15 protein-coding genes, 7 tRNA genes, 2 rRNA genes and 2 pseudogenes are annotated in these 21,159 nt (G+C 38.6%); all 26 read right to left on the bottom strand.

Features of this window, described 5'->3' with window-relative positions:
- Positions 1-75: 75 nt before the first annotated feature.
- The gene (locus tag AC3IS5_RS00695; RefSeq protein ID WP_489426136.1) at positions 76-1,203 is read right to left on the bottom strand and encodes an MBL fold metallo-hydrolase; all 1,128 of its coding nucleotides are present in this window, start codon (positions 1,201-1,203) and stop codon (positions 76-78) included.
- Between the two features lie 306 nt (positions 1,204-1,509).
- The gene (locus AC3IS5_RS00690; RefSeq protein WP_489427790.1) at positions 1,510-2,058 is read right to left on the bottom strand and encodes a sulfurtransferase TusA family protein; all 549 of its coding nucleotides are present in this window, start codon (positions 2,056-2,058) and stop codon (positions 1,510-1,512) included.
- Between the two features lie 55 nt (positions 2,059-2,113).
- Positions 2,114-2,410, bottom strand: coding sequence for a rhodanese-like domain-containing protein (locus tag AC3IS5_RS00685; protein ID WP_489426135.1), 297 nt, complete (start codon positions 2,408-2,410; stop codon positions 2,114-2,116).
- Positions 2,411-2,593: 183 nt separating this feature from the next.
- A complete protein-coding gene (locus AC3IS5_RS00680; protein WP_489426134.1) occupies positions 2,594-2,890 on the bottom strand; it encodes a rhodanese-like domain-containing protein in 297 nt (98 codons plus the stop codon).
- 20 nt (positions 2,891-2,910) lie between these two features.
- Positions 2,911-3,201 (bottom strand): rhodanese-like domain-containing protein, encoded by a 291-nt coding sequence (locus AC3IS5_RS00675; protein WP_489427789.1) that lies wholly within the window; start codon positions 3,199-3,201, stop codon positions 2,911-2,913.
- Between the two features lie 69 nt (positions 3,202-3,270).
- Positions 3,271-3,747, bottom strand: a complete 477-nt coding sequence (locus tag AC3IS5_RS00670; RefSeq protein WP_489426133.1) for a DsrE/DsrF/DrsH-like family protein — start codon at positions 3,745-3,747, stop codon at positions 3,271-3,273.
- A 62-nt stretch (positions 3,748-3,809) separates the two neighbouring features.
- On the bottom strand, positions 3,810-4,070 hold the full coding sequence (locus AC3IS5_RS00665) for a metal-sensitive transcriptional regulator (RefSeq protein WP_489426132.1): 261 nt from the start codon (positions 4,068-4,070) through the stop codon (positions 3,810-3,812).
- Positions 4,071-4,652: 582 nt separating this feature from the next.
- Positions 4,653-6,217: pseudogene (locus tag AC3IS5_RS00660) on the bottom strand (DNA-binding protein); the annotation flags it as partial.
- Positions 6,198-7,043, bottom strand: coding sequence for a TnsA endonuclease N-terminal domain-containing protein (locus tag AC3IS5_RS00655; RefSeq protein ID WP_489426131.1), 846 nt, complete (start codon positions 7,041-7,043; stop codon positions 6,198-6,200). The gene AC3IS5_RS00655 and the pseudogene AC3IS5_RS00660, both read right to left, overlap by 20 nt.
- A 433-nt stretch (positions 7,044-7,476) precedes the next feature.
- A complete protein-coding gene (gene glmS, locus AC3IS5_RS00650; protein WP_489426130.1) occupies positions 7,477-9,279 on the bottom strand; it encodes a glutamine--fructose-6-phosphate transaminase (isomerizing) in 1,803 nt (600 codons plus the stop codon).
- 517 nt (positions 9,280-9,796) lie between these two features.
- Positions 9,797-9,925: pseudogene (locus tag AC3IS5_RS00645) on the bottom strand (protease); the annotation flags it as partial.
- 259 nt (positions 9,926-10,184) lie between these two features.
- Positions 10,185-11,537 carry a phosphoglucosamine mutase gene (glmM, locus tag AC3IS5_RS00640; RefSeq protein WP_489426129.1) on the bottom strand — a complete coding sequence of 451 codons (1,353 nt, stop codon included), beginning with the start codon at positions 11,535-11,537 and terminating at the stop codon, positions 10,185-10,187.
- Positions 11,538-11,584: 47 nt separating this feature from the next.
- Positions 11,585-12,886 carry a CdaR family protein gene (locus AC3IS5_RS00635; RefSeq protein ID WP_489426128.1) on the bottom strand — a complete coding sequence of 434 codons (1,302 nt, stop codon included), beginning with the start codon at positions 12,884-12,886 and terminating at the stop codon, positions 11,585-11,587.
- The gene (cdaA, locus tag AC3IS5_RS00630) at positions 12,883-13,725 is read right to left on the bottom strand and encodes a diadenylate cyclase CdaA (RefSeq protein WP_489426127.1); all 843 of its coding nucleotides are present in this window, start codon (positions 13,723-13,725) and stop codon (positions 12,883-12,885) included. Before cdaA ends, AC3IS5_RS00635 begins: the two co-directional genes overlap by 4 nt.
- A 116-nt stretch (positions 13,726-13,841) precedes the next feature.
- Complete coding sequence (locus tag AC3IS5_RS00625; RefSeq protein WP_489426126.1) at positions 13,842-14,462, bottom strand: zf-HC2 domain-containing protein; 621 nt, start codon at positions 14,460-14,462, stop codon at positions 13,842-13,844.
- A gap of 13 nt (positions 14,463-14,475) precedes the next feature.
- Positions 14,476-15,039, bottom strand: coding sequence for an RNA polymerase sigma factor SigW (sigW, locus tag AC3IS5_RS00620; RefSeq protein ID WP_038186582.1), 564 nt, complete (start codon positions 15,037-15,039; stop codon positions 14,476-14,478).
- A gap of 258 nt (positions 15,040-15,297) precedes the next feature.
- Positions 15,298-16,203 (bottom strand): arginase, encoded by a 906-nt coding sequence (gene rocF, locus AC3IS5_RS00615; protein ID WP_489426125.1) that lies wholly within the window; start codon positions 16,201-16,203, stop codon positions 15,298-15,300.
- A gap of 243 nt (positions 16,204-16,446) precedes the next feature.
- Positions 16,447-16,519, bottom strand: a tRNA-Lys gene (locus AC3IS5_RS00610).
- Between the two features lie 13 nt (positions 16,520-16,532).
- Positions 16,533-16,607, bottom strand: a tRNA-Gln gene (locus AC3IS5_RS00605).
- A 31-nt stretch (positions 16,608-16,638) separates the two neighbouring features.
- Positions 16,639-16,722, bottom strand: a tRNA-Tyr gene (locus AC3IS5_RS00600).
- A 12-nt stretch (positions 16,723-16,734) separates the two neighbouring features.
- Positions 16,735-16,810 (bottom strand) — tRNA-Val (locus AC3IS5_RS00595).
- Between the two features lie 26 nt (positions 16,811-16,836).
- Positions 16,837-16,911, bottom strand: a tRNA-Glu gene (locus AC3IS5_RS00590).
- A gap of 144 nt (positions 16,912-17,055) precedes the next feature.
- Positions 17,056-17,128: transfer RNA gene (locus AC3IS5_RS00585), tRNA-Thr, on the bottom strand.
- A 13-nt stretch (positions 17,129-17,141) separates the two neighbouring features.
- Positions 17,142-17,216: transfer RNA gene (locus AC3IS5_RS00580), tRNA-Asn, on the bottom strand.
- A gap of 698 nt (positions 17,217-17,914) precedes the next feature.
- Positions 17,915-18,030: ribosomal RNA gene (gene rrf, locus AC3IS5_RS00575) — 5S ribosomal RNA — on the bottom strand.
- A 133-nt stretch (positions 18,031-18,163) separates the two neighbouring features.
- A 23S ribosomal RNA gene (locus AC3IS5_RS00570) occupies positions 18,164-21,093 on the bottom strand.
- Positions 21,094-21,159 lie beyond the last annotated feature (66 nt).

Here is a 21,159-nt window from a genome sequence, read left to right as displayed (position 1 = left end):
TTTTAATTGATTAAATAATTTTTTTAGTAGAATGTTAAGACTTGTGGATTTTGCACAAAACACGGTTTTCCGTCATTATCGCACTGCACAACGGTTTGGTCCAATTTCCATTTCCGTTTGTTCGTCGTTATCTGGCGTAATTTTACCCATATTCACTTGACGAATTTGTTGATATGCGTTTGGTTGTGGTGGTAAGTTATCTGTCACCATGCTACGGAATACTGCTTCATCTTCCACATTTAAACCGTGGTTTTCAGCAAATAAATCACCTAAACGCTTTGAAACTGTACCATCAGTGTTTAATTCATCAATGATCATGAAGTGTGCAGGTAATACGATTAAGTCTTCTGCTAGTTCACGGTAACGAGAATATAACGTTTCACGTAAGTCGCCAACCCAGTCTTCCGCAAGACCAGCTAAGTCTGGACGACCAATTGAATCGACGAATAAAATATCACCTGTTAATAAATACTTGCTGTCTACCACAAATGAAGTAGAACCAATTGTGTGACCAGGTGAATAAAGTGCACCTACATTAATTTTCGAAGCGCCAATTGAAACCGTTAAACCGTCTTCTAAAGCTGTATACTCAAATACAACTTCTTCTGCATCTTTCGGTGGTAAGTAATACGTTGCGCCTGTAGCCGTTGCAATATGACGACCGCCTGAAATGTGGTCTGCATGTAAGTGTGTATCAAATACGTGCTTGATTTTGGCGTTTTTACTTGCTGCGAATTCCGTGAACACTTCCGTGAAACGTACAGCGTCGATAATCGCAGCTTCACCTTCAGAGATTACCATGTAAGAAAGGCATCCTTTTCCAAAACGCACGAATTGATATAGTTCACCGCCATTTGCTAGGTTTCCAACTTTAATGGGCTCAAGGTACATGGACCAAGATTTCATTCCACCGGCTAAATAACCTACTTCACGTCCTGCATCTGAAAGCATTTCAGCTACCATAATTGATGAACCTTCTTTAGCACACACAACTAGGACATCTTTGTCTGTTGGAATTTGTGGTAAAATTTCATCTACTCCATCTAAAAGTTCGAAGTAGGGAATGTTTAAGTATTTAAATTTGTGGCCATCGATTTTCCAATCTTCAAAAGCGTCTGCATTACGTACGTCTAAAATGAATAATTCTTTGTTGTTGATTACTTTGCGCGCAACGTCTGCGGCCGTCCAAGTTTTTACTGTCATATACAATTACCCCCGTAGGTATTGTTTTTTTGTTTTTTTTGCAGTGAGGACAAACCTCACTGCATTAGTTTTTTTCATTTAGAGAAAATATGCACTTTTAAGGACTCTTTAATTCTAAAATGAGACTGTTAGCGTTGGTACTGTAACATCATTTGTGAAATCAAATAATGTTACAGTACCATTCACTTCAATGCATTCATAAAACCTGACGCAATATGTTCTTTATCAGCAAGTAATTCCCAAGCGTTCATTCCTTGCTTATGAATTTAATTTACCCCATCTGAATTAAAGAAAACAGCTTAATTATTAAACATTTTTTGTTAATTTACCTGACCAGTCAGCCATGCCAGGTAAGACGTTATATACTTTTGTAAAGCCGGCTTTTTCTAATTGCTGTGCGGCCATATCTGAGCGTTTACCTGTGCGGCAAATCACATAAATTTCTTGATTCTTATCAAGTTCTTTCATTCGTTCTTCGAGTTCACCCATTGGAATTGATTTCGCACCTTGAATATGACCGAAAGCATATTCAGCTTCTTCTCGCACATCTAAAATAACGCCGTCACGACCAATGATATCTTCATTTAAAATTGTACTTTCGAATGTTTTTTCTAGCATTGTGTCGTTTGAGCACTTACGGATGTAGTGATATAGGACATTATCTTCTTCCGTTGTTCCGATATATTGGTGACCAACTGTACCAGCCCAAGCAGCCAAGTCTGCTTTTGACCCTTTATCTGTTGCGATCACTTCTAAAATTTGACCATCGACTAAACTATTCATCGCCTTTTTTGTTTTCACAATTGGCATTGGGCACGCTAGCCCTTTTGCATCTAATTGAACATCCGCTTTAATTGACAAGAATACTTCCTCCTAATACCCAATTGGGTATATTTCCATTCAATAAAAATTATTCTACTTCGCCAGCCCAATCGAGCATACCGCCAACCATATTGGTTACATCATAACCATGCGCTTCAAGGAATGCTGTAGCTTGACCGCTACGACCGCTCGAACGACAAATCATAATGTATGACTTAGTTTTGTCCAATTCTTGCATACGAGACTCAAGTGAGCCAAGTGGGATATTAACAATGCCAGGAATATGACCTTCTTGTACCTCTGCGACTTCACGCACATCAATTAAATTTAATTGCTCGCCGTTTTCTAAACGTTGTTGTACTTCCGTTGTTGAGATTTCTTTCATATTTGTTTCCTCCCTGTTATACACTTATGCCACCACGGACATTCGTTACATTTTCATAGCCTAATTTTTAGTTGTTTATATACTTGAATTGAATACAATACACTTTGATAGATGATAACAATTACTCCATGATTTTTCACATTTTACAAATATGAACTCGGCGGGATAATTTCATTTTAAAAATCATTCTAATTCCCCTGCCCAATTAAGCATGCCGCCAACCATATTGGTTACATCATAACCATGTGCTTCAAGGAATGCTGTAGCTTGACCGCTACGACCGCTCGAACGACAAATCATAATGTATGACTTAGTTTTGTCTAATTCTTGCATACGAGATTCAAGTGAGCCTAGCGGGATATTAATAATGCCAGGAATATGACCTTCTTGTACCTCCGCGACTTCACGTACATCAATTAAATTTAACTGTTCACCGTTTTCTAAACGTTGTTGTACTTCCATTGTTGAGATTTCTTTCATTCTTATTCCCTTCCTAGTACCTAGTATGCACTCATGCCGCCACGGACATTCGTTACATTTTCATAACCTAATTTTTTTAGTTGTTTACATGCTTGACTTGATCGCATTCCACTTTGACAGATAACGACAATTTCTTTATCCTTTGGTAGATTTGACAAATCTGAACCCAGCGGAATATTTTTAAATTGTTTAATGTTGCGAGCCTTATATTCACCAGGCGTCCTTACATCAACAAATATTTTATCTTTATCATTTAAAATATTTTTTAGGTTTGCTGTCGTAATTGACTTCACACCTTTTGTGGGCTTCATGCGCCAAACAAGAAAAATCACGACTAAACCAATTAAGATTGCTGCACTCAAAAAAATATGCCTCCTTACTTAAATAAATAGATTAACTTTGCCGTCTTCCGCATCAGCTAAGTAGGCTGCAACACCTGCATACTCAATGCCATCAAGTAATTCTTCTTTTTGAAGACCTAATAAATCCATAGTCATTGTACATGTAACCAATTTAATGTCTTGTTCTTGTGCCATTTCAATCAGTTGCGTTAATGTTAACGCATTATGCTTCTGCATGACATGCTTAATCATTTTCGGTCCCATGCCCATCATTTGCATTTTTGATAATCCTAACTTTTCAGCACCTTGAGGCATCATTTTTGCAAACATCTTTTCTAGGAATCCTTTCTTCACTTGAACTTGCTCTTGTTTACGTAAAGCGTTGATTCCCCAGAAAGTATGGAAGATGGTTACTTCGTGATCGTATGCTGCAGCACCATTCGCAATGATGTAAGCTGCCATTGCCTTGTCATAATCCCCACTAAACAATACGATTGTCGTTCTTTTCTTTTCCATTTCGCTCTCCTTAACACATACCCTTGTAGGTATAGTTTATTTCAAAAATATAAAGCCACATTTTAGCGGCTTCTAACTAATAAGTTTACAGCTTCCTGAATTGCTTTATCCATCACATTTGAATCATCCTCAGTTTCATTGACACAATGTATCAAGTTTTCACTGACAATAACACCAATTGTACGGTCAACACCCGAACGAACTGCAGAAAGTTGTGTAATGACATCCTTACAATCCCGTTCTTCTTCCATCATAAGTAAAATCCCACGTAATTGACCTTCTATACGCTTTAAACGACTTTTTGTTTTTACGTCGTAATCCATGTCCTCAACTCCTTTGTCCTTGTTGATATTTACATAATATACCCCGTGAGGTATATTGTCAACAAATAAAATTGAACCGAAGTTTTTTGAAGAAAAATTTCTTCTGTCCATTATTAATATTTGTTTTAACGGGTTACCCCAGTACTCAAAGTACTTAATGGGATTCCATGAAAAGCTTTTTTACCAAGCGAACAATTGAATATAACGACATTGGCAATAGTAATTTTATTTCTTAGAATTGTGTTGTTAAATCAAAGCGACTCTTTTCTAATGATTCAAATTTATTCGTCGAACATGTAGCAATTCATAGCCTTGTTTATTGAAAAGTTATAAAGCCCATTTTTAATTTACTTCTTTATTAATCTTGTGGGAGTAAGACTTTCAACGAAAAAGGCCGATTTCTTAACTAAGAGATCGCCCTTTTTTAAAAATAATTTATTTTACAAGATAACGAATAGATACTTTTAGAATAAATCGTCTATATACTAGAATGGCTAAAGCCACAATAATTGTAATAATTGATACGTGAAAGGGGCCAAGTTCAAAATGAAATATACAATCAAAAACGAAAAAAATATTTGCAACGGTTGCTTTGCCTCTAGGCATTAAGTAAAACTTAACAATATCCGGCTCAACCTTCCTTAACTTCCCAGCTCTATTTTTAACTCCCCATTTCCAGAGTTCAATTGGAGTAGGGGTACCATTATCTTCGATCATCCCTGCATCTCTAGAATAAGTTTTCATATAATAATTCTTGTTATAATGAAGAACAAAGTTTATGATAATTTTTGTATATTGTTCAAGTGTTAATTTTGCTTGTAATCGATAATCTTTAGCTCCTCTTTCCCCAAAATCCGTTTGTATATATCCAGGTAAAAATGGTTTTAACTTTTCTTGAGAGGTATCAAACAACTTTTCAACAATGCCTTTCCAGTCTGGCCGAAAAGAAGGTGTATTTTCAATAGAAATATTTAAACCATCTATTAAACCGTTAACATTATATCCCTCTAATTCACCTCTATCTCCTAAAATAATTTCTGGTAAATGAGCTGATGGTCACCATTCTTCTGAAATATTAATTCCATAACTTCCGCAGAATTCTTTCTTATCTGACACTGAATTAGCAATGGCCATCATCATCCCAGCCCATGACGGTCCTTCAAATCCAATATACATACCAGTTATTAAGCGGGAATATACATCTATCACGAAATAAGTAACAGGTCTACCTACTATCTAATCTGAGTTATAACTTGAAATTAAATATACATTTGCCACAGTAGCATCTATTTGATATCGTGAACCTGGTCCAAGGGTTTCAAATGTCGAAGAACCTAATATAGCCCTATTGTTACGCTCAAAACTTTTCACACCATCACGCTTCTTAATGACTTGTTCAACATTAAATTTCTTTTCATACCAATATTTAAATTGATTCATTGTAGGGATACTATTCTCATCTAATATGATAATGTATTTTACCCCTTCTTCATATCTAACGTTTACAGCATAAAAATCTTTAATCATCATCTTATATGCAAATGTTAAAGTATTCTTCTTGTCCGTCAGATAATATTTTTTTATTGCCTTTCTGAAATTATCTTTCATTTCTTCTGTAACATTAACACCTACTGTATCCCGCAATCTTGGGCGCCCTCTTTTTTTTCCCCAATTCCCCTCTCTTTGCCTCTTGCTCCTGAATTTCTATAATTAGGAATAAGACTATTAATGGTCATTCCCCCCTGCCAATACCTCCTTAAATTTTTATACAAGGTTTGACTGGCAAACTGCTTTTTATTCTTTAATTTCTGTATTTCTTTTCCACGTAATTCCTTAATAAATATTGATGGTTTATTTTGTACTAAATCTTTAATCAAGTCCCATGCATTATCCCTAACAGCCATCTGCTTATCAGTTAGCTCATAAATAATACTTTCTTGATTAACATTTTGTTTTTCTAACTTTACGTATACGCCTTCTAATAGCCCTTGAAATAATTCCTCAACCTTCATTAATTCAGGTAATGCCTTCGCAGAATCTATATCTATAACGTAGGAAATTGTATTTGTTTCATCAATCCACAATAAACGGAATATATTTTTTTTGATTTTATCTTCTATCAACTCATTAACAGCTAATGTTATCAATGTTCTCCCCTCGATTTTCTTTAATTGTTATTTCATTAATATTTAATTTACGAATGTCCATTTTCTCTGTCATATTAAAGCTAATAAATTTCCTTGCAATTAAGTGTTTAAAATAGGTTATTGCACTACCAACCTCTACATTGTAATTGTAATCGTCATCAAATTTATTGCACACCTTAATAATCTTTAAATCCGGACTATTCAAACTGGTCTTGATGACCTTTAAAAACTCTAACGCCAATAACTCATCTTCTTCAGAATCTAAGAAATAAAATTTATGTACCCATTGAATATTTTTAACAAGCATCACTGGTAATTCTTTTTCGGTTATTATCCCCCAATCAATACCTTTTTCTTCCCAATACTCTCTTTCTATTTCAAATTTTTCTATAACCCTCGGATCTTCTAATTCTTTACTTGGTTTGACTGTGCGAGCTAAATAAACACTACTCTTATTTTTAATGAGAGTAACAAAAAAGTCCGTTGTCATAGGAATAATCGTATTACTGCTTTTATCAATCGAATGAGAGAAGCCCTTTTCTTCTGCAATATTAAAAGTTTTCTGCCTATCCATTGGAAATTGTTCTCTGATATCTACTACGTTGTCTGACCAATCCAATAAGAAAAAGTAACTTCTCTCTAGATTAGAGAAAAATTCATGTTTCCTTTTAGTCTTCCAACCATTTATTCGTGTTACATTCCCTTTAGAAGAAAAGTCTTGTACATTTAACCATGGAATATACTTTTCTAATTCTCCCTGACCTTTCCCTGCCTTTATATAACGGGTAATTTTTTCTTCCGTCCAACCACTCTTTCTTTTTGCCATATTCTACACAACCCAACTTTAAATAATAAAAAAATCGTATTTAAGGTAACAATTACCTTAAATACGATTATAAATAAACCCTATAATATACAACTATATTATTAATTAAAAACCCTTAATATATAGGTTACAACTTTATTATTCAGGTTAGAATTTTATTATTCAGGTTACAACTTTATTATGCGAAAACACCTTGATAAAACAGACTTAAATAAATTCAAACTAAAAAACTCGACCCATGGCTAATGGATCGAGTTTTTTCAGTTGATTTCATATATACCGTTGAATGTCAGTACCCGACTTTGTTGTCATTCAACACGATACTCAAAAGGTATTATAAAAGGACAATCTTTTTTATAAATGGACAATCTTTTTTATAAATGGACAATCTTTTTTACAAAGCTACACAATTCACGCTTCAAATAACAATTCCCTACTCAACCGTAACCGATTTAGCCAGGTTACGTGGTTTATCTACATCACAACCGCGATATAGTGCTGCATAGTAGCTTATAAGCTGCAATGGCACTACTGACATAAGCGGTGTAAGTAATGGGTGTACTTGTGGCAGGACGATAGCGTCGCCCTCTTGTTCCATGCCTTCCATAGAAATGATACATGGATTTGCGCCACGTGCTGTTACTTCTTTTACGTTACCTCGGATGTTCAGGCTAACTGATTTTTGCGTAACAAGAGCTATTACTGGCGTGCCTTCTTCAATAAGAGCTATCGTGCCGTGTTTTAGTTCTCCTCCAGCAAAACCTTCTGCTTGGATATAAGAGATTTCTTTTAATTTAAGTGCACCTTCTACACTAACGCAGTAGTCCATATTACGACCGATGAAAAATGCATTACGTGTTGTTGACAAATAATCTTTAGATGCAAATTCAAAGACTTCTTTAGAATCAACGATTGATTGAATTGCATTTGCTACGATAGCTAACTCTTTTTTCAGATCGAAGTTTACTGCGATCCCTTGAGATTTTGCTTCTACATACGCCGTAATTGCTAGTACCGCCACTTGGGCAACATATGCTTTAGTAGAGGCTACAGCGATTTCTGGACCTGCATGTAAGAGCATTGTGTAATCTGCTTCGCGTGACAGTGTTGAACCAGGTACGTTTGTAATTGTTAACGCTGGATAACCTAGCTCTTTAATTTTAACTAGCACTTGGCGACTATCTGCTGTTTCACCTGATTGTGTGATGAAAATGAAGAGCGGTTTTTCAGATAGTAGTGGCATATTGTAGCCAAATTCACTTGAGATATGCACTTCAACTGGAATACGTGCGATTTTCTCGAAGTATTCTTTCCCTACTAAACCAGCATGATAACTTGTGCCTGCTGCAATAATATATAGGCGGTCTGCTTCGTGCAATGCTTCTGCAATTGCAGGGTCGATAGCCAGTTCACCTTGTTCATTTTCATAAGCTTGAATGATTTTACGGACAACACTTGGTTGTTCATCGATTTCTTTCAACATGTAATGAGGATATGTGCCTTTTTCAATGTCACTCATATCTAACTCAGCTGTATAAGGGGCACGTTCTACTACGGTGCCATCTAGATTTTTAATCGTCATAGCTTCTTTTCGTACGATTACGATTTCTTTGTCATGCAGTTCTACAAATTGATCTGTTACTTGTAACATTGCCATAGCATCAGATGCCACGACATTAAAACCTTCACCCATACCTACTAGTAACGGACTTTTATTTTTAGCGACGAAGATTGTTTCTTCTTCCGCTGCATCAAGTAAAGCAATAGCATATGAACCGTGTAGTAAAGCTAATGTATGACGGAATGCTTCTTCTGTAGTCATTCCATCAATCACAAACTTTTCAACTAACTGCACAATAACCTCTGTATCTGTATCGGATTTCATATCCACGCCTTGTAAAAATTCTTCTTGTAATAAATGATAATTTTCAATAACACCATTATGCACAAGTGTAAATCTACCTGATGCACTTTGATGTGGATGCGCATTTAGTTGGTTTGGCACGCCATGAGTTGCCCAGCGTGTATGACCAATTCCTGTGTTAGCTAAAACGTCTTCTTCTACTACTGCACGTAAGTCCGCGATACGTCCTTTTTCTTTAAAGACTGTAATCCCTGCTTCATTACGCAGTGCGATACCTGAAGAGTCGTATCCACGGTACTCTAATTTCTCAAGGCCTTTTAAAAGGATTTCTTTCGCATCCAAAAAACCGATATATCCAACAATTCCACACATATTAAATTCCTCCGAAGTTTGCAAAATTAGCCGCAAGAAAGTATACCTCGTCTTCCTAAGAAGTCGGGGAACCATTCTTATGCTGCTGTGTCTTTGCCATTTTGCTTCTTTGTCCGTTCGATTACTCAAACGTTTTATAAACAAAATTTCGATCGGGCAATGGCGATCGGGAGGCATCCGCCGAAACTTTCGATACTCCTCCACCTCGTCTGCTGAAGATCTATGCCGTCCAATTTCTTCAGCGCTGGCGCTATAATTGTTTTCCTTTGTTTTATGCGCTACTTTTGATTCCTCCTTCTGCGCAGCTACTATTTTAGTATAAAGATTAACTCTCTATACAGTAGCACCTTCATCATACTTAAATCACTATTCATAGTCAATCAGAAACATGCTTTGAAAAGGTTTACAAGGAAAAATAATATTTCCCACTATATTATACGTTCAAATTGCACTTTTTGTTCCCCCATTTTTATAAAAATCAACCGTTAAAGTCTACACATTAATGGTTAATTCATCATTCTACTTGATTACCTGCTTCATTTTCAATTGTAAATACTTCATGTCCAGCATCTCTCATTGATTTTGTAGGATTCGTAAGTTCCACATCTTCAAACATATTCGTTATGACTGTTGCTACTTTTGCCATTTCCAATCACTCCTAAGTTGTTTGTTGAATAAGGGTTATCAACCCTACACTAAAACTATTCCACATTTGGAGTAAATTAAACATTAACATTTATTTTCAACATAGACTGGTGATTTCTCCTACGATTTCTACGACTTTATCGTTATACATGACTGCATTCATAAACTTTGAGTTATGAGGTTAAGAAGTTAGTTAGTCGAATGTGATTTAAAATACAAAAAGGGCAAGCATCTTGAAATATGCTTACCCTTAACTTCTATTATTCAGTTAATCCCATTTCTTCTTTTACAACAGCTGCAATTCGTTCTGCATAAGCTGCACAATTCTCGGTTGTTGATGCTTCAACCATTACTCGAACTAATGGTTCAGTTCCCGATGGTCTAACAAGAATACGGCCATTACCATTCATTTCTTGCTCTACTTCAGCGATTACTGCTGCCACTTTTTCATTTTCTGTAACAGCGTATTTATCTGTTACACGAATATTAATTAACTTTTGAGGAAAAATCGTCATCTCTGCTGCTAGCTCAGATAAAGTTTTACCGGTTGATTTCATCGCATTAACAAGTTGTAACCCTGTTAGTAAGCCATCACCTGTTGTGTTGTAATCAAGGAAAACAATATGCCCTGATTGCTCTCCGCCCAAGTTATAATCCCCTTCGCGCATAGCTTCTACAACATAACGGTCACCTACTGCAGTTTGGATACTTTGCATACCATGTTCTTCTAAACCTTTATAGAAGCCCATGTTACTCATAACCGTTGAGACAACTGTATCTTTGTTTAAACGCCCTTTTTCTTGGAAGTGTTTAGCGCAAATATACATGATTTGATCTCCGTCAACGATATTGCCCTTTTCATCGACAGCGATTAGTCGGTCACCATCACCATCAAATGCAAGTCCAACATCTGCGCCTTTTTCAACAACCATTTTAGCTAGTTCTTCAGGATGTGTAGAACCTACACCATCGTTAATGTTTAAGCCGTTTGGTGAAGCACCCATTGTTGATAGATCTGCTTCTAAATCTGCAAATAGGTGTGCTGCGAGTGAAGATGTTGCACCATGTGCACAATCTAATGCAATATGAATACCTGTAAACTCTTCCTCTACTGTCTGTTTCAAGTATTGAATGTACTTTTGACCGCCTTCTAAATAGTCACTTAATGATCCTAAGTCACCACCTGTTGGGCGCGGTAGATCATCTTGTTCTTGGTCTAATAAAGCTTCAATTTCGGCTTCTTGTTCATCAGTAAGCTTAAAACCATCTGGACCGAAGAATTTAATACCATTATCTGCGACTGGGTTATGAGATGCTGATATCATAACTCCTGCTTGACCACTCATAACACGTGTTAAATAAGCCACTCCAGGTGTGCTAATGACACCAAGGCGCATTACCTCTGCTCCTACTGACAGCAAGCCGGCTACAAGTGCTCCTTCAAGCATTTGTCCAGATATACGTGTATCACGACCAATTAATACTTTTGGACGTCCTGTGGCTTCTTTCGTTAAAACGTATCCACCGAAGCGACCGAGTTTAAATGCTAACTCAGGCGTCAGCTCACTATTGGCGACTCCGCGGACGCCGTCTGTACCGAAATATTTACCCATTTTGTTCTCTCCTTCAAAACTATCTACGATCCTTCAATCAAATTCGTTTAAGTTATGCGTTCTATTCGAAGATTGGCGATGTTATTAGAAAGTGACCAGGTCAAATTTCTTGGTCCATCAACTTGAATAGGTAGCTTATGATTTCCATTGTGCTTATCTGCTGCTTCAATATATAAATCGAAATCATTGATATCTATTTTTGCTAACTCTTTTTCATCACCTTGAACAGTTAATGTAACTAAACCGTTCTTTGGTGTAATAAAATTACTACTATAATTCTCATCTAGGTTTCGAACGTCAACAGTTACATTCTTAAATTCTTTTGAACTTATACTTGATGAAATCTCTTCCTGATCAGTCTCTTGTTCTTCGTCTTTAAGTACTTCTTCATTAGTATTTGATTCATTTTTTTCAACTACAGCTTGGACTTTAATGCTGTCTTCGGACAACCGTGAAATGCCCTCTGGCTTATCAATATCTATTTTAAAGATACCAGAGTTTTTGATTTTTGATACATCCACATCCACATTAAGCTCTTTTGTATTTTCAAGAGCAGCTTTTGATCCGAATAAAGTCATCTTGCTCGTTATAGGCGTCAATGACTTTATCGTGATATCTTTACCTGGCGTCCCTTTTTGATTTAAGACGACAGGTACTTCCTTAGTATACTCTCCAATGTCAACATTCACTTTAATCTTCTCTGGCTTCACTTGGACATCTAATTTGTTCATATCACGATCTAGTATTTTGACATTCGCTTCTTGTTCAAAGGAATTTCTTAGTCCTTGTTCACCAGTAACTGTCGCTTTTACATAGCTTATGCTATCTACTGCACTTTTAGCGCCAGTAACTGTTACCGTATTGGGATTCGCTGTCATACTTTTCACGTAATAGTCTTCTGCCAGTAGTCTTTCATTAATTTCCGGATCGATTTTAAATGTTCTTGTTACTCTTTCCTCAATTGAAATATCAATTGTTGATGGGTCTATTTGTACTGATAGTTTATCAGAAAAATTTTCATGTTGAATTGTTACTTTATGTTCCCCGATTGTTTGCTTACGTAAATCTACGAATACAGTATAATCACTCACTGCTTTCGTCTGTAAGACGATGGCCATTGGACCCTTGATCGTAACATCTACGGTTTTTGGAACTCCTGTAACGATTAAACTCTCATCATCATAGTAAACCTGTACGGGTACATTATGAAGCACATCTGCCTGTGTCCCTGATGAGAAGCCATCAGAACTTTCTTTTTCTTTTGGCTGAACCGTAAAGAATAGGAGCATCGCTAATGTCAGGGCTGTAATTCTTAAAAACCATGGGCTTTCAATCAATTTATCCATCATTTTTTATTCCCCCTCCAGCTCCACTTAGAGGTATTTGTTGCTTCTTGCTCGGGACCAAACCACGCTTTACGTAAACGTGCTTCAAATTCTTCGATTGAAAGGTCACGGTGTAAATCTCCATTAACCGTTAAACTAATTGCTCCTGTTTCTTCTGATACAATAATTGTTATGGCATCAGTCACTTCACTGATACCGATAGCAGCTCTATGTCGTGTACCTAATTCTTTCGAGATAAACGGACTTTCTGATAATGGTAAATAACAAGCTGCAGCTGCAATTTTGTTCTTTTGAACGATTACAGCTCCATCATGTAATGGTGTATTAGGTATGAAGATATTAATCAGTAATTCAGACGAAATTTCAGAGAACATCGGTATCCCTGTTTCTATATAATCATTCAAACCTGTTTCGCGTTCGATTGAAACAAGCGCTCCAATTCGTCGCTTCGCCATATAACTAACAGATTTTGACATCGCGCTTACTAAGCGTGTACGCTCTTCATCCTCTTGTAAATTACTGCGGGCAAATAGTTTACCACGCCCAAGTTGTTCAAGTGCTCGACGTAACTCTGGTTGGAATATGATGATAATAGCTAGGAAACCAAAATTGATAACCTGTTGCATCATCCATCCCAGTGTATTAAGACCAGCATATACAGTAATAATACGAATAATAATGATGACGAATATTCCCTTTAATAATTGGACAGCTTTTGTTCCTCTTATTAAGGTTAAAATTTTATAAATAACAAACCATACTAAAAGAATGTCTAGAATGTTCATCAGCATTCTAATCCATACATTGTCGGTAAATTGTGAAATTTCATTAATAAAAGACATGTGGATCCCCCACTTTTCTAGCGAGTGCATATGTGTTTAGTATAGCACAACTCTTACTTTACTTGCTGAGATGAAACAGAAAAGTCTACCTCAAACAGTAGACTTTTTCATTTGTTTTATTCGTTTTTCCCTAAAAATGAAAGAATTTCTTTCCCACCATTTTTAATTTTGTACCAAAGCCATTCAAATACTTGATTAATCTCATCTATTTGACCTGTGACATTTGCTGTTGAAGCCATGTATTGACCATTAATCACTGTGATATTACCATCTACCGAACCTTCTACAAGGATATCTCCATTCTTCACTACGATATCACCTGTCACAGTCTTCCCTTCAGGTACAATGACTGTTTGCCCCTCTACCACTAAGTTTGGCTGTTTGGTCACTGAAAATTCCTCATTATCATTAAAGCCTGTAAGAAGTGAGGCGCTCATTAAAATACAAAACATTGCTGCTGCAACGAATATAGGATGACGACGTAGCCATCTTTGGACACCGGCTCCTGATCTTCCTTTAGGTAGACGAATCATAACGTTTTGCTTGAAATCCAGAGGTACTGAAACGACGGCAGCACTTTTGACAAAGGCAATTGTGCTATTTAGCTCCTGCATATGTTGTCGACAGTTATCACAGCTTTGCAAATGTGCTTTTAGCTCGATTTCATGTTCACGACTAATATCACCATCTAAATATTCATGCATGTATTCACCAATATGTTTTGGACACGCATTCATAGTGAAATCCCTCCTACAGATTGCCTAATTGCTTTCTCAGAGCTTCACGCCCTCTGTGAATTCGAGTTTTGACTGTCCCAAGTGGCATATCCAAAATCTCGCTAATCTCCTGCAATGGCAATTCCTCTATATACTTTAAGACAATGACTGTTCGATATTTGTCTGGCAACTGGCTAATTTCATATTGAATTCGCTCCTGCAGCTCCATTCTTTCTACTTCTTCCTCAGGTAGCCTATCTGATGAAGAAATTTGAGAATACATATCGAGACCGTCCGTTCCAGCAACTTGCGCATCTAAGTAATAGTCCGGTTTCTTCTTCCTTATACGGTCTATACATAAATTCGTCGCTATACGGTACAGCCAAGTCGAGAATTTTCGATTCAAATCAAAAGTGTGAAGATTAATATACGCACGAACAAATGCCTCCTGCGCTATATCTTCCGCTTCATGTTGATTGCCAAGCATGCGATAACAAACTTGGTACAGCTTTTGCTGGTAGAGGCTCACAATATCAGAATACGCACTTTGATCGCCTTTCAGCACTTGTTTTATTCTCTTGTTGATTAATGCGTCCATCGTGATTTCCCTCCGCCCATGCGGCTGCTATTCTATATACGAGTCGCTTATAATGTAAGTTTCATTTTTTAAAAAGTTTTTTTAAAACTACAAAAAACCTTCCTTCCTTAATTATAACAAATATGTAAGTAAAAATGATCCGAATTCATAAGAAACTCCTTTATTCAAGACTTAATTACTCGTCAATAAGTTCCCATTTTCCACAAAACCTCAACTTTTCGGCAATTATAAAAGGACGGGCATGCCCGTCCTTTTACACTACATTAATTTTTCACCGAATAACGATCCCATTAAAGCAACTGCTACATCTGCTGTTTTGTTTTTTTCATCTAAGATTGGATTTACTTCTACAAACTCAGCCGAGGTAATCATTTCAGATTCATATAACATCTCCATCGCTAAATGGCTCTCACGATATGTAATACCTCCTAGAACAGGCGTCCCAACACCCGGCGTATATAGCGGGTCGATTCCATCTAGATCCAGTGACAAATGCAATCCATCTACATTTTTTCCTCTCAAATAAATAATTGCATCTTGAATAACTTTAGTCATACCCACTCTGTCAATTTCATGCATTGTGTACACTTTGATACCTTTTTCTTTTATTAATTCACGTTCCCCTGGATCCACCGAACGAGCACCGATAATAACAATATTCTCAGGTTTCACTTTTGGAGCATAATCACGAATATTTACAAGTTTTTCATGGCCAAGTCCAATACTTACAGCCAGTGGCATACCGTGAATATTACCCGATGGTGAAGTATCACCTGTATTCAAATCGGCATGCGCGTCATACCAAATAACTCCTAAATTCCTATAATGATCTGATAAACCTGCAAGTGTACCTATTGCAATACTATGATCCCCACCTAATACAAGCGGAAAGTAGTTTTGTGAAACGACATCATGTACTTTATTTGCAAGTTTTGTACTGGCTTCAGTTACAGCTGATAAATTTCGTAAGTTTGTATCAGCTGACACCTCACGCTCAGATACCCCAATCTGAATATCACCCTCATCTATCACTTCATAGCCCATTGCTTCCAATCTTTCTACAGCGCCCGCATACCGGATCGCACTTGGTCCCATATCAACGCCACGGCGTGTTTGGCCAAGATCCATTGGTACACCTATTAATGAGATATTTAATTTATGCATTATTTTATTCCCCCTTTGTGAATTACCTATATTGTAAATGCTACAATCATGTTGACTCAACCCCGCAAAATTCTGAATATTTATACAAATAATTTAACACTTAAATAGAGAACAAAGTTGCAACTAAAGTCAGTATCCTTCAAATTGAATTTATCAGTAGTTGTATAAAGTTACGTACCCTAATAACCACAAAAAAACCTCTCTCTACAAAGTGTAGAAAGAGGTTGAAATTTTATATGAAAGTGAGCCATGTAGGATTCGAACCTACGACCCTCTGATTAAAAGTCAGATGCTCTACCAACTGAGCTAATGGCTCATAAAATTAAAAATGGCTGGGGTACCTGGATTCGAACCAGGGCATGACGGAATCAAAATCCGTTGCCTTACCGCTTGGCTATACCCCAACAATGAATAATGAATATTTTATATAAAAAATGGTGGAGGGGGACGGATTCGAACCGCCGAACCCGAAGGAGCGGATTTACAGTCCGCCGCGTTTAGCCTCTTCGCTACCCCTCCGACAAAAAAATATGGTGGAGGATGACGGGATCGAACCGCCGACCCCCTGCTTGTAAGGCAGGTGCTCTCCCAGCTGAGCTAATCCTCCATAGATATGTAAAAATGTTTTAAAAATGGTGACCCCTACGGGATTCGAACCCGTGTTACCGCCGTGAAAGGGCGGTGTCTTAACCGCTTGACCAAGGGGCCATTAATGTTGTACTGCTTTAAACAGGACAAGAATTATATTAACATCCTTTAAATAAAAATGCAATACTTTATTTAAAAAATATTAAAAATTACATCTTACTAAGCAAAATTCGATACATTTCTACTTCTTGATAAATAATTGAAAGCTTCCAACCGGGCTCGAACCGGTGACCTCTTCCTTACCATGGAAGCACTCTACCTGCTGAGCTATGGAAGCATAGACAAAAAAATGGCTCCGAAGGTAGGACTCGAACCTACGACCGATCGGTTAACAGCCGATTGCTCTACCACTGAGCTACTTCGGAACAATAATATTATCGCTTCTTTAAATGTTAATTTTGTTTAACACAAATATTATTATAACAGCATATTAAAACATTTCAAGCTATTTAAGGAAAAAAGTTTTAATTATTTTGCACTTAAATATACCTACATTTTATTGCAGTAATTCTAACTATCATAAAAGCCCTATTTAAGCGTTTTAAGGCGTTTTAATCGGAATCTAATTAGATTACCCATACATATCACTTATGCTCATAGAGGCTAATACAATGGTAATATCATAACATTTTGTATATCATATTTACTTTGAATTATTTTACCTTTATCCACCTCTGCATATTCCCAGTACAACTATATTTTCACCATTAACTGCTAGAACTATTTCATTAGTATAAGAAAATTGCCCTTTAATGTATTGGTCATTGAGATAGTATACTTGTCGTATATCCTTTTCAAAAATGTCGATAATCATTGAAGGTGAGCGTAATAAAATTACAATAATAACATTGGAGTTATCTTAGTATGGCTTCACACTCAAATTATTATGTAAATAAAATAAGCTCACACACTCTGCACTATAAAACCCAATAACTAGATGCCTATTTATTTCTATTTTATACAGCCTGCGGATGAGTAAATCAAGAATTTTGCGGCTATATTTAATATAACTATTTTCTATATAAAAAAAGCACAACTGATTAAATCAGCTGTGCTTTAATGTGCCTAGCAACGTCCTACTCTCACAGGGGGAAACCCCCAACTACCATCGGCGCTAAAGAGCTTAACTTCCGTGTTCGGCATGGGAACGGGTGTGACCTCTTTGCTATCGTCACTAGACTATTTTTAAGACAAGAATTATTATATCACTTCACTTCTTTAAAAGCAAGTGTTTTTTTTAAAACTTTTTTTAAAAAGTTTTTCTTGTTCTCTCAAAACTGGATAAATTACATTGAAGTTTATTAAGTAAAATTTGGTTAAGTCCTCGATCTATTAGTATTCGTCAGCTCCGTATGTCGCCACACTTCCACCTCGAACCTATCTACCTCATCGTCTTTGAGGGATCTTACTTACTTGCGTAATGGGAAATCTCATCTTGAGGGGGGCTTCATGCTTAGATGCTTTCAGCACTTATCCCGTCCACACATAGCTACCCAGCGATGCCCTTGGCAGAACAACTGGTACACCAGCGGTGTGTCCATCCCGGTCCTCTCGTACTAAGGACAGCTCCTCTCAAATTTCCTACGCCCACGACGGATAGGGACCGAACTGTCTCACGACGTTCTGAACCCAGCTCGCGTACCGCTTTAATGGGCGAACAGCCCAACCCTTGGGACCGACTACAGCCCCAGGATGCGATGAGCCGACATCGAGGTGCCAAACCTCCCCGTCGATGTGGACTCTTGGGGGAGATAAGCCTGTTATCCCCGGGGTAGCTTTTATCCGTTGAGCGATGGCCCTTCCATGCGGAACCACCGGATCACTAAGCCCGTCTTTCGACCCTGCTCGACTTGTAGGTCTCGCAGTCAAGCTCCCTTATGCCTTTACACTCTACGAATGATTTCCAACCATTCTGAGGGAACCTTTGGGCGCCTCCGTTACTCTTTAGGAGGCGACCGCCCCAGTCAAACTGCCCGCCTGACACTGTCTCCTACCCCGCTAAGGGGCATGGGTTAGAAGTTCAATACATCTAGGGTAGTATCCCACCAACGCCTCCTCCGAAGCTGGCGCTCCGGAATCTCTGGCTCCTACCTATCCTGTACAAGATGTATCAAAATTCAATATCAGGCTACAGTAAAGCTCCACGGGGTCTTTCCGTCCTGTCGCGGGTAACCTGCATCTTCACAGGTACTATAATTTCACCGAGTCTCTCGTTGAGACAGTGCCCAGATCGTTACGCCTTTCGTGCGGGTCGGAACTTACCCGACAAGGAATTTCGCTACCTTAGGACCGTTATAGTTACGGCCGCCGTTTACTGGGGCTTCAATTCGCACCTTCGCTTGCGCTAAGCACTCCTCTTAACCTTCCAGCACCGGGCAGGCGTCAGCCCCTATACGTCACCTTACGGTTTTGCAGAGACCTGTGTTTTTGCTAAACAGTCGCCTGGGCCTATTCACTGCGGCTCTCTCGGGCTTTCACCCTACTAGAGCACCCCTTCTCCCGAAGTTACGGGGTCATTTTGCCGAGTTCCTTAACGAGAGTTCTCTCGCACACCTTAGGATTCTCTCCTCGACTACCTGTGTCGGTTTGCGGTACGGGCACCTTTTACCTCGCTAGAGGCTTTTCTTGGCAGTGTGAAATCAGGAACTCCGGACATACGTCCTCGTCATCACAGCTCAACGTTATAGAAATGGGATTTGCCTCATTTCACGCCTCACTGCTTGAACATGCATAACCAACAGCATGCTTACCCTATCCTACTGCGTCCCCCCATTGCTCAAATGGTAAATAGGTGGTACAGGAATATCAACCTGTTGTCCATCGCCTACGCCTATCGGCCTCGGCTTAGGTCCCGACTAACCCTGAGCGGACGAGCCTTCCTCAGGAAACCTTAGTCATTCGGTGGACGGGATTCTCACCCGTCTTTCGCTACTCATACCGGCATTCTCACTTCTAAGCGCTCCACCAGTCCTTCCGGTCTGACTTCACAGCACTTAGAACGCTCTCCTACCACGGACATCTAAGATGTCCATCCACAGCTTCGGTGAATTGTTTAGCCCCGATACATTTTCGGCGCAGCGTCACTCGACCAGTGAGCTATTACGCACTCTTTAAATGATGGCTGCTTCTGAGCCAACATCCTGGTTGTCTAAGCAACGTCACATCCTTTTCCACTTAACAATTACTTTGGGACCTTAGCTGGTGGTCTGGGCTGTTTCCCTTTTGACTACGGATCTTATCACTCGCAGTCTGACTCCCGTGCATAAATCACTGGCATTCGGAGTTTGTCTGAATTCGGTAATCCGGGATGGACCCCTAGTTCAAACAGTGCTCTACCTCCAGGATTCTCTATCACGAGGCTAGCCCTAAAGCTATTTCGGAGAGAACCAGCTATCTCCAGGTTCGATTGGAATTTCTCCGCTACCCACACCTCATCCCCGCACTTTTCAACGTACGTGGGTTCGGGCCTCCAGTAAGTGTTACCTTACCTTCACCCTGGACATGGGTAGATCACCTGGTTTCGGGTCTACAACCACATACTCATTCGCCCTATTCAGACTCGCTTTCGCTACGGCTCCGTCTTCTAAAACTTAACCTCGCATGTAATCGTAACTCGCCGGTTCATTCTACAAAAGGCACGCTATCACCCATTAACGGGCTCTAACTACTTGTAGGCACATGGTTTCAGGATCTATTTCACTCCCCTTCCGGGGTGCTTTTCACCTTTCCCTCACGGTACTGGTTCACTATCGGTCACTAGGTAGTATTTAGCCTTGGGAGATGGTCCTCCCAGATTCCGACGGAATTTCACGTGTTCCGCCGTACTCAGGATACACTCAAGAGAGAATGAACTTTCAACTACAGGGCTGTTACCTGCTCTGGCGGGCCTTTCCAGACCGCTTCATTTAACTCATTCCTTTGTAACTCCATATAGAGTGTCCTACAACCCCAAGAGGCAAGCCTCTTGGTTTGGGCTATTCCCGTTTCGCTCGCCGCTACTCAGGGAATCGATTTTTCTTTCTCTTCCTCCAGGTACTTAGATGTTTCAGTTCCCTGGGTCTGCCATCAAGACGCTATGTATTCACGTCAAGATACTGCTCCATTACGAACAGTGGGTTCCCCCATTCGGAAATCTCCGGATCAAAGCTCACTTACAGCTCCCCGAAGCATATCGGTGTTAGTGCCGTCCTTCTTCGGCTCCTAGTGCCAAGGCATCCGCCATGCGCCCTTAATAACTTAACCTAAAAGTTAGTTATTAAGCCTAAAAAACTTAATAATAAAAAATGTGTTACTTAATTTGCTTCAATG

Source organism: Viridibacillus sp. KH_047 (genome assembly GCF_057838945.1).
The sequence above is the reverse complement of the archived record's forward strand: the minus strand, read 5'-3'. Positions and strand labels throughout refer to the sequence as shown.